We start from the raw sequence: 13029 nt of genomic DNA on the forward strand, positions 1-13029 counted from the left end.
CATGAAAACACCTGAGCAGGTGCACAAAACAAAAATCCCGGCCACCTGAGGCAGCCGGGATCTCTTCTAAAAACTGTCAACCTATTCTAGGACTATTCAGTCTATTTGTCTATTGGTTTATTTGTAAGGGTCGTTCACGGTGGAAATTACTCTTGCTTAAAGTCCCATCTTTGCTCGGATAGCCCGGCGCAAGCGCCTGGCATTTCCGAAAGCAGGACGCGGGTTTCACGCAAAGCCGCCAAGACGCAGTTTCACGATCCTTATTAAGCCAACTATCTTACAGCAAGCCTTCAATCGAGTTGCGCCCGATGCTTTTTCTAGAGTAGCCCATCTTTGACCCGGCAAGTAATGGCGCGCGTCAGGCTAAATCTGAAATATGAGATCACACATCTGAAATCCGAGATCAGAGATCTGAGATCCCCCGCGTGCGCCAGCCTAGATCTGAAATCTGAAATCACAGATCTGAGATCTGAGATCAGAGATCTGAGATTCCCTTTCGGTACCTTTGCCCCTTAAACGACCCGGATTGGAGAAGAGCAACTTTGTAGACCAGATACGCATTTTCGCGCGCAGCGGCCACGGCGGTGCCGGCAACAAGCACTTCCGGCGCGATAAGCTGACCGCGCTCGGCGGCCCCGACGGCGGCGACGGCGGCCGCGGCGGCCACATCATCCTGCGGGGCAACAGCAACCTCTGGACCCTCCTGCACCTGCGCTACTACAAGAACGTGCTGGCCGAGAACGGCGAAAAGGGCGGCGACAACAACCGCACGGGCCGCGACGGGGAAGACATCATCATCGAAGTACCGCTCGGCACCGTGGCCCGCGACGAGGAAACGGGCGAGCAGGAGGTCGAGATCCTCGAAGATGGCCAGGAGATCATCTGGCTCCCCGGCGGCAAAGGCGGGCTAGGCAATACTGCTTTTAAAACGCCGACCAACCAGGCGCCCGAACACGCCCAGCCCGGCCTGCCCGGCATCGAGGGCTGGAAGGTGCTGGAGCTGAAGGTGCTGGCCGACGTGGGGCTTGTAGGCTTTCCCAACGCCGGCAAGTCGACCCTCCTTTCGGTGATCACGGCCGCCAAGCCCAAGATCGCCGACTACGCCTTTACCACGCTGACACCCAACCTGGGCATTGTGCCCTACCGCGACGGCAAGAGCTTCTGCATCGCCGACCTGCCCGGCATCATCGAGGGCGCGGCCGAAGGCAAGGGCCTCGGACACCGCTTCCTCCGCCACATCGAGCGCAACTCCATCCTCCTCTTCCTGATCCCCGCCGACAGCAAAGACCACCGCGGCGAGTTCGAGATCCTCAAGAAGGAGCTGGAAGAATATAACCCCGAGCTGCTGCACAAGTCCTTCATCATCGCCATTTCCAAGAGCGACATGCTCGACGACGAGCTGAAGGCCGCCATCGCCGCCGAGCTGCCCGAAGGCGTGCCGCATCTATTCTTCTCCTCCGTAACGCAGACCGGCCTGCAGGAGTTGAAGGATCTCTTGTGGAGCGAGCTGAACGCCAAATAAAAAAGGTGACGCAAACGCGTCACCTTTTTTATTCAGGGATGGAAGGCATCCAGGCTTTTGAATGGCGCCAGGGTATAGGTAAGGTCCCGGCTTCGCCTGCACTGTTTGGAGCACCTACCTGTTTTGGGGAAGAAGCCGTCGGCCGGCCCCGGGAGCCTAAAAGCTAACCCATTGATTAGCTGAGCTTTCTGAGCTACGCTTTCCAGGCGAGCTTAAAAAATACCCTTCGCAGGGTAGTAGAATAGCCACAACAGCGCTTACTTTTGCGGCACACACCCTGAAACCAATGGTCAAATACGTACAACAAGTCTTCGAAACCCACATCGCGCTGCGCGACCGCACGCCCCGTTTCCGCGTTTTCGTTTCCGTGCTTTTCCTGGCCAACCTGGCCATCCTGCTGAGCTGCCTCGTCGGCGCGCTTTCCGGGGCCTTCCGGTGACCTCACCCCCGGCCCCTCTCCAGGGGGAGAGGGGTGACTCAAGTTGAAGTGAACTTATTCTAGTGAAATTTTTTCAGGTCGAACAGTCCTATGCACGCTGTTTTTGAACGTTCAAGTGAGGATTGGATCACCTACTTAATTGTAACCAAGCCCCGCAGCTCCGCTGCGGGGCTTTTCGATAATGGATCTCCGATTTTAGTAAAGTAACCAGTTGTGGTACCGCGCCACAGAGTCACCCCTCTCCGTTGGAGAAGGGCCGGGGGTGAGGTCGGGGTGGGGTCTTTTCCGTACGTTTGCCGTCCCTAAATGTTTACCTATATGAATCTGAAGAAAACGCTCCTGGTCGCGCTCTTTGCGGTAGGCAGCCTCCTGAAGGCCGCCGCCGACGAAGGGATGTGGCTCCCCCTGCTGCTCGGACAGCAGGTGTACAACGACATGGTCAAGAAAGGACTGAAGCTCTCCAAGGAGCAGCTGTACTCGCTCAACAAAGCCTCCATGAAAGACGCCATCGTCATCTTCGGCGGCGGCTGCACCGGCGAGATCGTGTCCACCAAAGGCCTCCTCTTCACCAACCACCACTGCGGCTACGGCACCATCGCCGGCGCCTCCACCGTGGAGCACAACTACCTCAAAGACGGCTTCTATGCCAAGACCACCGGCGAGGAGATCCCCTCCGCCGGCCTCTCCGTACAGTTCCTCCTCCGCATCGAGGACGTGACCAAGGAGGTACTCGACTCGCTCAAGGGCCTCACCGGCATCGAGCGCGCCAACCGCCAGGCCGCCGTGCTGTCCGCTATCAACCGCCGCATGAGCGACACCGCCAACTTCGTGGAGACGCGCATCTCGCCGCTCTTCAAGAACAACCAGTTCCTCGCCTTCGTGTATGAGCGCTACAACGACGTGCGCCTCGTGGGCACGCCACCCGAAGCCCTCGGCAAGTTCGGCGGCGACACCGACAACTGGGAATGGCCCCGCCACACTTCCGACTACTCCATCTTCCGCGTATACGCGTCGCGCTCCAACAAGCCCGCGCGCTACAGCACCGACAACGTGCCGCTGAAGCCGAAGTGGCACCTGCCGGTATCGCTCAAGGGCGTGAAGGAAGGCGACTTCGCCATGACCTGGGGCTACCCCGGCTCCACTAACCGCTACGAGTCGTCGCTCGGCGTGCAGCTGGCCACCGATATCAACAACCCCACCCTCGTGAAGCTCCGCGACATGCGCCTCAAGTACATGTTCGAGGAGATGAAGAAGGACCCGGCGGTAAAACTGAACCTTGCTTCCGACTACGCCTCCATCGCCAACTACTGGAAATTCTACGAGGGCGAGTCGAAGCAGCTGATCAAGTACGACATCTACGGGCAAAAGCGTAAGAACGAAGCCACGTTCACGCAATGGGCCAGCACGAAGCCGGAGTACGGGAATATCTTCCGCGACCTCGAGGCCGCATACGGCGCCTGGCGCCCCTACGCCCTGCACCGCCAGTACATCAACGAGGGCATCACGGGCTCCCCGCTGCTCGCCTTCGCCGCTTCGCTGCAGGGTGTGGAGAACGCGCTCGTGAAGCCCGGCACCTCCACAGCCGACATCCAGAAGCTCGTAGCCGCCGCCGACCGCGCGCGGAAGAACTTCCTGGCCGCGCACAACCGCCCCTCCGACCAGAACATCGTGGCCGCCGTGCTCCAGATGTATTACAACGACGTTCCGAAAGAGCAGCAGCCCCAGGGCTTCTACGAGGCGATCCGCAACGAGTACGGAAAGCTCGACAACGCCGGCACCTATCAGAAATACGCCGAGGCCATCTTCCGCAATACGATGCTGCTCGACGACAGCAAGTGGGCCGCCTTCCTGCGCAATCCCGATGCCACCGGCCTGCAGCAGGACCTCGCCTACAACCTCGCCAACACCTTCCTCCGCAACTGGCAGGGCAAATACCTGCCCCTCTACCAGCAGTTCGTGACGAAGAACAACGAGTGGGGCCGCCTCTACCTGAAGGGCCTCATGGAACAGAATCCGGCCAAGGCGAAGATGATGTACCCCGACGCGACCTTCACGATGCGCGTCTCCTACGGCAAGGTGGCCGCCTACGCCCCACGCGACGCCGTGAAGTATGATTATGTGACCACCGCCCAGGGGCTCCTGGATAAATACAAGCCGGGCGACTACGAGTTCGACCTGCCGAAGAACGTGCTCGACCGCCTGCGTGCCAAAGACTGGGGCCAATACAAGGACGCGCAGCGCAACACGCTCGTGACCTGCTTCATCACCACCAACGACATCACCGGCGGCAACTCGGGCTCGCCCGTCATCAACGGCAACGGCGAGCTCATCGGCCTTGCCTTCGACGGCAACTACGAGGCCCTCAGCCACAAGCTCGCCTTCGACAAGGACCTGAACCGCACCATCTGTGTCGACATCCGCTACGTGCTGTGGTGTGTCGACAAAGTAGGCGGCGCCCAGCACCTCGTGAACGAGCTGACGCTGCGCAAATGACCCCCCGCCCCCCTGTCCCCCGAAGGGGGAACTTAGGTGGAACCTGCTTTTCTTAGCTGAACCGTTCTTAAAGTTGTTTTATACGAAAGACCCGCCACCGGCGGGTCTTTCTACGTCAGGAGCAAATGAACAATAGAGTACATGTGCAATAGAATTTTGGAGGGCAAGGAAGAGGGAGGATGGAATAGATGAATTCCTCTCCCTCAATTCATCCCTCCCCTCAAGTACTCATTTACTCATGTACTCAACTGCTCAAGTATTCTTCTTCAACCAGGGAAGGGGCCGAACAGGTATTGCAAGGTCCAGCCTGAGTTCCCCCTTCGGGGGACAGGGAGCCGGGCCGGGGCCGTAAAAAGCCTACATTTAACACGTTCCGCGACGGCAAATGACCCTTAAAACGAACCCATGACCACAGACGTAGACAGCACCTTCCAGGTAGGACAAGAAACCGCGTTCGACTCCATTGCCCCCGGCGGCCAGTATGGCGTGCTCTTCGAAGACGACGGCATCGAGGGCCTCTTTCATGCCATCGACGTGGGCAGCGGGCAGCAACTGCTCGACACACTGCACCTCTACGACGCAGACCGCGGGCCCGATCGCACACGCCCCTGCCGGGTACGGATCATGTGGTCGGCCAACGGGCTGGCAGCAGCCATCGCCCTCAACGAGAATTACTACGCCCTCTTCGACTTCGTGGCGCGCGGCGGCTACTGCCACAGCGGCAAGCCCGACAACGGCACCGGCTGGGCCCGCGTGCGACAGCGCTCGCTCACACCGGAGATCGTGCGGATGTTCTTTTAGCAGTTGCTGCGGAGTGGCTCACGTATTCATACGGGGAGACGCAGCCCTTCGCCCGGACGGGATCGATAGAACCGCGATTGCCGGCACCACCTGCAGGAGATGACCGAAGCGGCATTCCTTTCTTTGCCTGTTCCGACGGGCAGAGGCGCAGCAAGTAGGATTGCCGTAAGTTTGAATGCCCCTTAAAGAAACCAGCAGTATGCCCGACACCGACTTCGACGACCAATTCGGTCTCCTTGCCCAAAGCCTTGTGGCCATCGCGTTTGAATACGTGAACTTCAACGAGGACGAATTAGACGCGATCTACGTCTTCGGCTCGCCAACGAACGACAATTGCTTCAACAACTTCTTCTACAAGATCAACGGCGAGATCGTATCGGGCCGGAGGCTCAATACCGTGCTCAAAGAGCCCGTTGACCTCTCCACGGAGCGGGCCACCGCCTTCTTTGCGCAGGCGGCACTGCAGCTGGCGGCGGTGGCGGCCCTGTTCAAAAAACAAAAAGAGGAAGTGCCGCGCATCATCCGACTCGTCTACAACGCCCGCGAAGAAGCACTCGGCCTGCAGCTCGATCACAAACTACCCAGCGGTTACCATGGTAAGGAAGGCGATATGGCCGGCATCTTCATGGACTGGCTCGATGCCGTGAAAGAAGACGAGGCGGCCGCCCTGGCGCCGTTCTAAGAAACTGCTTGAATATTCGATCACTTCTCATCTGACCGCGCAAGCGCGGAGAGCGGGGCTGACGCCCCTGTCACGACAGCACGATGGCGCTCCCGAAGCTTTGGGGGGCACGACGAAAAAGTGGAAAGACCAGATCGATTTTCTACGTCGCGCCGTAGTGCCGTTGTGCCGTCGTGCATCGAGGCCGCTTGCGGCCGACCTTTTCACTCTTTGCAGATGATCATTTAACTCAAGCAGCCGCTAATAGGCGCCGGGAGAAGCACCTTACCTACCTTCGCACGGTGCCGGCAGACGCACGCAATACACCCTCATGGAGCAACCCGCACTCAACATCCTCTTCGAGATCCCGCACGTCCGCTTCGTGTCGCTGGGCGCCGACGGCTACTGCCTTATCGTGGAAGACACCGCAGTGAACGACTTCGTGGAGGATCACCTCTGGGATGATTACGAATACTCCGCCACCTCGGTGTCGATGGATACCGAAGAAAGCATCCCGCTCTACTACAACTACCTGCCCCCTGAGCTGCCGGCGGATGAATTCATCGAAGCCCTGCGCCGGCTCGACCCTGCAGACGTGGAAAAAGTGTTTCAAAGCAATCAATAACCCGCAGGCCGATGCGCCCGCAGCTACCGCTTCACAAGAATATGACGCAGCCCAAACAAGTACTGACCACAGCGCTCCTGCAGTTTGCGGATGCATACCTGCAAAGCCAAGGCTTTCGCTTCAGCGAGTCGCAATTGAGATACACGCGCAGCGAGGGTGGCTTCCGACAGGAGATCAGCTTTCGCGGGTCGAAGAATAATATGGCCGGTGCCATTATCGACTTCCAGCCCAACTTCCTCATCTACAGCACGGCCTACAAAAAATGGCATACCACTCATTTCCCGGAGCTTCCGGTCCTCGGTGGCGGGTATATCGGCGGCGACCGGTCGGCATGGACGAACTTCGATCGATCGTTCCAGCCTAGATTCGGCTACGATTTCATCCGGCAAGATCACGAAGGGATCATGCTCGATTTGCTCAAAAACGTCAGGAACGTGGCCCTGCCTTATTTCGACCAGAACAACAGCTGGGAGAAGATTGCCGCGGGCGCCAACGTGCAGGAGCGGGAGCGGGTGGACGCACTCATCCTCACGCAGCGACCCAAGGACGCGCTGGCGCTCTGCAGCCATGCGCTCGCCCGTATGGAGCAGGTGTACCAGGATACCGCGAACGCAAATTACCTGCAACCTATTCAGTTTATGAAAGCCCGAAAAGCCTTCCTGGTAGCCGGTGGCAGCTAAGTCAGCCCCGTTCCGCCAGCGCCAATCGTTTCCTTAAATATTCGCCCGATAGCCTGCCACCAGACCCAACTTCATCGGAATGGGGTAACTTCCGGATCAACACCAGGCTTATGATTCGTCTTGCCGCCAGCACCGCAGCGCTCCTGCTCGCATCCTTTCAGCACCCGCCTACCGAAGGCCTCAGCTGCAGTATCACCTCCGACAAGAGTTGCTACCGCGTGGGCGAAGTGCCGCGGCTAAAGGTCACGATCCGCAACAACGGCAGGGAAGCCGTGCTGCTGCCCGGCTCGCTCGATGGCTCCGCCGCCGGCGACCGCTTGCCGCATGCGTATTTTACCATCGATAAGCCAAGGCCCGACACGGTCCGCATCGCACAGTGCAAGACCCACAACCCGCTCGCCCCCGACGACTTCCGCCTCCTGCCTCCCGGCGGGAATTTCGACCCGCAGGGAAGCGGCTTCTTCGACGACCACCTGGCCCGCCAAAAAGAAAGCTACCGCAACCCTGGCACCTACCGCATCCGCTTTTACTACAGCACTGATGGCACGAACGATGGCTTTCATACATCCCGCTGGTTGCCGCAGGGTTCCGCTGCGCAGGCACAACTCGATGTCCTGCTCCGGCAGGTGCCGCGCATCACGCTGCGCAGCAACGAGCTCGTGCTGCGCTTCGAAGAGTAAGGCGATCCGGATCCTGTGCCAGGCGAACCGGTATGGAAATGGCTGAATGCAACATAAAGCAAGGAGGATGGACGCACACGACATTGAATTTATACGGGACGTATACGCACTGGCGAGCAACAAGTACAAGCCGGTCCCGATCCGCGTGCTGCTGCTGGCCGAAGCCCCGCCCGAGGCGCTCGACCGCCATTTCTATTTCGAAGACGTACGGCGGCAAGACGCGCTCTTCCTGGAGATCATGGGCGTGCTCTACCCGCGGCTGAAGCAGAAGTTCCTCGAATCGAAGCGTTCGCCGCTGCTCAAGGAGGAATTGCTCCGGCATTTCCAGTCCGACGGCTACTTCCTCACCGACCTCTGCGAGGTTCCCTGGAGCCTTGGCCACCAGGACGTGGCGCGCTACCTGGCTGATCTCGTTCCGCGCCTCGATAAACTCATCACCCGCAGTACGCCCATCCTGCTGATCAAAGCCTCTACCTACGACCTGTGCTACCGTCCGCTCACCGGGGCCGGCTTCAATGTACATCCCGCGCGCCTGCCTTTTCCCGGCAGCGGTATGCAACGCGTGTTCCGCGAGCGCTTCAGCGCAGCCGTTTCCGATGTCGCGTGAGCGAATATGCTAATGAGATAATATGCTAATGTGCTAAAAGGGTGATTTGGGAGTGTCAGTCATCCCCTCCTGACCCCAAAAGCGAACGACCTTCCGTTTCCGGAAGGCCGCTCTTATGGTTGAGGGTGAAGGGACAAAGCGATGTTTACTGTCGGCCGCAAAAGCGGGTACCACGGAAGCTGTATCGGCTACGTAAAGCAACTCACACCGAAACGACTTTACCAATAAACAAATAGACCAATAGACTAACAACCTCCTTACTGGATCTTCACATCGAAGCGGCCGTCGGTGACGCGGATCGGCGCGGCGCCGCCCGTCATATCCCTGGCGGTGAACTCGAAGGTGCCGGCAATAATGCGGTTCGGGATATCGAGCTTCGTGATGGTGACGCTGCCCGTGTGCGTAGCGTCGGTGATCCACTGGTGCTTCGGCGTGCTGCGGCGCTCCACGTAGTAGGCGTAGGAGTTGCTCTGGCTGGGCCGGATCTGTGTCGTCTTGTTGAAGTAGTACGTGCCTGCCCTCGTTACGTTCTCGATATAGATCTCGAATTCGGTTTCGGTGGGCGACCGGCTGAAGTTGCGCGCGTTGATATAGTACGAGTTGTTGCCGCCGAAGGAGGCCTCGATGAGCGGCGCCGTAGGCACGATGCCGAAGCCTTGCGGTGCCCAGAGGGAGCCGTCGATGCTGGCACCGAAGGTGTTGGCACCCGTTTGTGTGGGCGCGGGGAGCTCTTCGATCTTTTTACTGCAGCCCGCCAGTGCCAGCACCGTGGCGGCAAGCACGAAAAGGTGTTTCATAGCTGGATTGTTATAATTTTCACCCGGTTATCCAAAACCATGCTGCAAAGGCTGTTCCGCTTTTGCTTTAACCAAACGAATCGTTATGAACGACAGCCTCATCACCGACATACACCTTCATACGCTCCGCGTGCCCCTCACCGAGCCCTTTGTGATCTCCCTCGGTCCCATCGAAACCGTCCAGAACGTAGTGGTGCGGATCAGCACCGCCGACGGGCGTACCGGCTGGGGCGAATGCAGCCCGTATATGACCATCAATGGCGAAAGCATGGATACCTGCGTGGTGGTGGGTGGCTATTTCGCGCAGCTCCTCAGGGGACGCGACAGTGCCGACATCGCCGGCTGCATCGGCGCCATGGACGGCGTCATCTATGCCAACTCGAGCATCAAGAGTGCCTTCGACATGGCCCTGTACGACCTGGCCGCGCAGCGCGCGGAGCAGCCGCTCTATGCCTACCTCGGCGGGCACCGCAACAAGGTGCTGGCCACCGATATGACAGTGAGCATCGGTTCGCCGGAAAAGATGGCTGCCGACGCCGCGCGCTTCTGGAAGCAGGGCTTTGCGGCCATCAAGGTAAAGCTCGGCAAGGAGCTGGAAGCCGATACCGCACGCATCCGCGCCATCCGCGAAGCGATCGGTCCCGACGCACCGCTGCGCGTGGATGCCAACCAGGGCTGGCGCGACGCCAGCTATGCGCTCGCGGTGCTGCAGGCGCTGGCGCCCTTCAACATCGAACACTGCGAGGAGCCTATCCCGCGCTGGCAGTTCCTCGACCTTCCCGCGCTCTCGGCGCAAAGCCCGATCCCCATCATGGCCGACGAAAGCTGCGGCGACGCCCACGACGCGGAGCGCCTGATCCGCATCAAGGCCTGCCCGATGTTCAACATCAAGCTCGGTAAGACCGGCGGTTTCTACAAAGGCCTGAAGGTAGCGCAGATGGGCGAGGCAGCCGGCATGGAGCTGCAGGTGGGCGGCTTCATGGAAAGCAGGCTTGGCATGACCGCCGCGGCCCACCTCGCGCTCGCCAACGACGCCATTCACCACTGCGACTTCGATACGCCGCTGATGTTCACCGAAGACCCGATCCTCGGCGGCATCGGCTACGGCGAAGGCGGCGTTATCGACGTGCCCGAAGTACCCGGCCTCGGCGCCACCGTGGACCCGGCCTGGCTGGAGGCTTCCGTAACGAACGCTACCGCCCGTTTATGAACCTGACCCTCTCCGTATTTCTACTGGTGCTCGCTCCTGCCGCGCAGGCCCAGGTATGGGTTCAGGAAAAGAAGTACCCGAACCACCTGGAGGCTGCGGGCCTTAACGGGCCCGTTCAGGTCCTGTCGGAGGCACAGTACCAATGGATGCTGCCGCGCGGCGATAGCGGAAGGCCGAAGCTATCGTATACGAAGCTGAGTCGTTACAACGAGGCAGGCAACCTGCTCTCCGAGCGCATCATCCGCACCGACGGCAGCACCGGGCACCTCGACAGCTTTCTTTACGACACCCGCGGACGGCTGCAGCAACGCATAGGCCTTGAGCCCACCCGCCCCCGCAGCGAAGTGAGTACCCGGTATTTCTACGATGCGGACGGCAACCTGCTGCGCGAGGAGGCAACCATGCCCGGCAACGTTCCGCTTACCACCACCACGTATACCTACGATGCCAAGGGCCGCCGCACCGGCAAGACCCGTGAGACCTATGTGCGCAGGGAGTCGGAACGCACCGTGTATACCTACGACGCACAAGGGCGCAAGAAGCAGGAGGTGATGATCAGCCCCTGGGAAACCGTAACGCGGACGCTGCGCTATCCGGCAGCGGGGCGCACCGAAACGCACTACCGGTATGAAAAGGCGAAGGACCCGAAGTTCCGCAAGGAGGTGGACGGATTCGAGCAGCTGGACGCCGCCGGGCGGGTACGGGAGTCGCGGTATGACCCCACGCCCGGGGATCCGCATTACGTGTTCTCGTACCAGGAAGACGCCCGCGGCAACTGGACGCACCAATACGTGGCCGATGAGCGGCAGCCGAAGCAACGCTACCTCCTCGTGGAACGCCGGATCACCTACGCACCGAAATCCAAAATCTGAAATCCGAAATCCCTATGGCTACCTGGGTCGTCGGCGACATTCACGGGCAATACAAGGCGCTGCAACAGGTGCTGGAGCGGAGCGGCTTTACTGCGGCCCGCGATACCCTCATCTGCCTCGGCGACCTGGTCGACCGCGGCCCGCGTCCCTTTGAATGCATCTTCGCGCTCCACGAGCTGCCCAACCTCGTCTGCATACGCGGCAACCACGACGAGAACTTCCTGTACTTCATCCGCACCGGCACCGACCGCTTCATGGGCCGCAACGGCGTACGCGCCACCATCGACCTGTGGATGACGCTCGCACCTTCCGACAAGGTGCGCGTGGAATCCTTCTTCGGGCAACAGCAACCCTGGTACAAAAACGCCGGGGGGCAGGTATTCACGCACGGCGGCTTCGACCGCCACAAGCTGCTGGAGGACCAGGACGAGGACATCTTCGCGTGGGACCGCAAGCTGTGGGAACAGGCGGTGTCGTCGGGCTCCGCTCCGCTGCGCTTTGCCGAGCCCTGCACCCGCGTGTTCATCGGCCACACGCCCACGCTCAATTTCGAAGGCAATGCACCGATGCTCCGCGGCGGCATCTGGAATCTCGATACCGGCGCCGCCTACCGGGGCGGCAAGCTCACGATGATGAACATCGAAACGGAGGAATACGTGCAGAGCGATGAAATTTAATGTGCTAATGGGTTAATGTGCTGATGTGCTGATGAAGAGAAAGAACGCGGATCTTTTTTGATTGATACGATGAACGCGGATGCATTTCAGCTGGTGCCGCCCCTCCTGCCGGTTTAGCCGTTACATAGGATTGACCGTACGATAAGATAGTTAAAGATGCTGTATTGCACCTAATCCGAATATCTATTGGTGGTTGACAATAACCTGCCAGAAACGATTGCAGAAGCGTAAAGAATGCTGCCCGACATCTGCTCCAATCTTATAAATCCTATAGAATCTGCGTTCCCTCTCTTTCCATTAGCACATTAACCCATTAGCACATCAGCACATTACTCACCGTCTTTCCAATCCCAGAGGTGGCGGCAGGCATAGGTGCGGTAGGGCGCCCATTTGGTAGAGAGGGACAGCATCTGCTGCTTGAATTCTTTCTTGTTGGAGTCGTCGAGCTTATAGAGCTTTTTCATCGCCACCTGGATCCCGTAATCGTCGACCGCAAATACGTCTTCGCGGCCCAGGGTGAACATGAGCAGCATTTCTACGGTCCAGCGGCCGACGCCCTTGATCTGTGTGAGGAGGTCGATGACCTCTTCGTCCGCCATCTTCCGGATCTTCTTGTCGTCGAGCTTTTGGTCGATGAAGAACTGCGCCACATTGAGCACGTATTGCGCTTTGGCATTCGAGAGCCCGATGCCGCGCAAGGTTTCGAAGGGTGTATCTACGATCTGTTGCGACGTCGGCTCCTTGCCTTCATACAGCGCAAGAAAACGATGAAACAGCACCTGCGCCACCTTGGTCGATAGCTGCTGGCTCATGATGGACGCGCAAAGTCGCAGGCACAGGTTCTTGCGCGGCCTGATCTCGATGGGATCCTGCGCGCGCAGTATGGTGGCCAGCTTGCGGTCTTTGGAGAGGTGGGCGATGTAGTCCATGGCAGAAGGTTCTGGAGGTTTTTTGGTGGTTTTAGC

General features: G+C 59.3%; 14 protein-coding genes. 12 read left to right on the forward strand and 2 right to left on the reverse strand.

Features of this window, described 5'->3' with window-relative positions; genetic code table 11:
- Positions 1-526 precede the first annotated feature (526 nt).
- The 9 genes from obgE to ABD937_RS23100 all read left to right on the forward strand — a co-directional run bounded on the left by obgE (position 527) and on the right by ABD937_RS23100 (position 8508).
- The gene (gene obgE, locus ABD937_RS23060; RefSeq protein WP_345258402.1) at positions 527-1522 is read left to right on the forward strand and encodes a GTPase ObgE; all 996 of its coding nucleotides are present in this window, start codon (positions 527-529) and stop codon (positions 1520-1522) included.
- A gap of 286 nt (positions 1523-1808) precedes the next feature.
- Positions 1809-1961 carry a hypothetical protein gene (locus ABD937_RS23065; protein ID WP_345258403.1) on the forward strand — a complete coding sequence of 51 codons (153 nt, stop codon included), beginning with the start codon at positions 1809-1811 and terminating at the stop codon, positions 1959-1961.
- Positions 1962-2279: 318 nt separating this feature from the next.
- A complete protein-coding gene (locus ABD937_RS23070) occupies positions 2280-4454 on the forward strand; it encodes a S46 family peptidase (RefSeq protein ID WP_345258404.1) in 2175 nt (724 codons plus the stop codon).
- Positions 4455-4859: 405 nt separating this feature from the next.
- Positions 4860-5255: a DUF2251 domain-containing protein gene (locus tag ABD937_RS23075; RefSeq protein WP_345258406.1), complete on the forward strand. Its 396-nt coding sequence runs from the start codon at positions 4860-4862 to the stop codon at positions 5253-5255.
- A 199-nt stretch (positions 5256-5454) separates the two neighbouring features.
- A complete protein-coding gene (locus ABD937_RS23080; protein ID WP_345258407.1) occupies positions 5455-5937 on the forward strand; it encodes a hypothetical protein in 483 nt (160 codons plus the stop codon).
- Positions 5938-6247: 310 nt separating this feature from the next.
- The gene (locus ABD937_RS23085; protein WP_345258408.1) at positions 6248-6541 is read left to right on the forward strand and encodes a hypothetical protein; all 294 of its coding nucleotides are present in this window, start codon (positions 6248-6250) and stop codon (positions 6539-6541) included.
- An 11-nt stretch (positions 6542-6552) separates the two neighbouring features.
- Positions 6553-7221, forward strand: coding sequence for a hypothetical protein (locus ABD937_RS23090; RefSeq protein WP_345258409.1), 669 nt, complete (start codon positions 6553-6555; stop codon positions 7219-7221).
- A gap of 110 nt (positions 7222-7331) precedes the next feature.
- Entirely contained in the window at positions 7332-7901 is a 570-nt protein-coding gene (locus ABD937_RS23095; protein ID WP_345258410.1) for a hypothetical protein, read from the forward strand.
- Between the two features lie 67 nt (positions 7902-7968).
- Entirely contained in the window at positions 7969-8508 is a 540-nt protein-coding gene (locus tag ABD937_RS23100; RefSeq protein ID WP_345258412.1) for a hypothetical protein, read from the forward strand.
- Between the two features lie 257 nt (positions 8509-8765).
- Here the strand turns inward: ABD937_RS23100 and ABD937_RS23105 are convergent, their stop codons facing one another.
- Complete coding sequence (locus ABD937_RS23105; protein ID WP_345258413.1) at positions 8766-9305, reverse strand: Riean_0653 family protein; 540 nt, start codon at positions 9303-9305, stop codon at positions 8766-8768.
- A gap of 85 nt (positions 9306-9390) precedes the next feature.
- Between ABD937_RS23105 and ABD937_RS23110 the strand changes: the two genes are divergently transcribed.
- The 3 genes from ABD937_RS23110 to ABD937_RS23120 are packed head-to-tail and all read left to right on the forward strand — an operon-like array spanning position 9391 to position 12064.
- A complete protein-coding gene (locus tag ABD937_RS23110) occupies positions 9391-10515 on the forward strand; it encodes a dipeptide epimerase (RefSeq protein WP_345258415.1) in 1125 nt (374 codons plus the stop codon).
- Positions 10512-11387 (forward strand): hypothetical protein, encoded by an 876-nt coding sequence (locus tag ABD937_RS23115; protein WP_345258416.1) that lies wholly within the window; start codon positions 10512-10514, stop codon positions 11385-11387. Before ABD937_RS23110 ends, ABD937_RS23115 begins: the two co-directional genes overlap by 4 nt.
- Before the next feature lie 14 nt (positions 11388-11401).
- A complete protein-coding gene (locus ABD937_RS23120; RefSeq protein ID WP_345258417.1) occupies positions 11402-12064 on the forward strand; it encodes a metallophosphoesterase family protein in 663 nt (220 codons plus the stop codon).
- Between the two features lie 329 nt (positions 12065-12393).
- Here the strand turns inward: ABD937_RS23120 and ABD937_RS23125 are convergent, their stop codons facing one another.
- Complete coding sequence (locus ABD937_RS23125) at positions 12394-12993, reverse strand: DNA-3-methyladenine glycosylase family protein (RefSeq protein ID WP_345258418.1); 600 nt, start codon at positions 12991-12993, stop codon at positions 12394-12396.
- Positions 12994-13029: the final 36 nt, after the last annotated feature.

Source organism: Flaviaestuariibacter amylovorans (genome assembly GCF_039541815.1).
Lineage (GTDB): Bacteria > Bacteroidota > Bacteroidia > Chitinophagales > Chitinophagaceae > Flavisolibacter > Flavisolibacter amylovorans.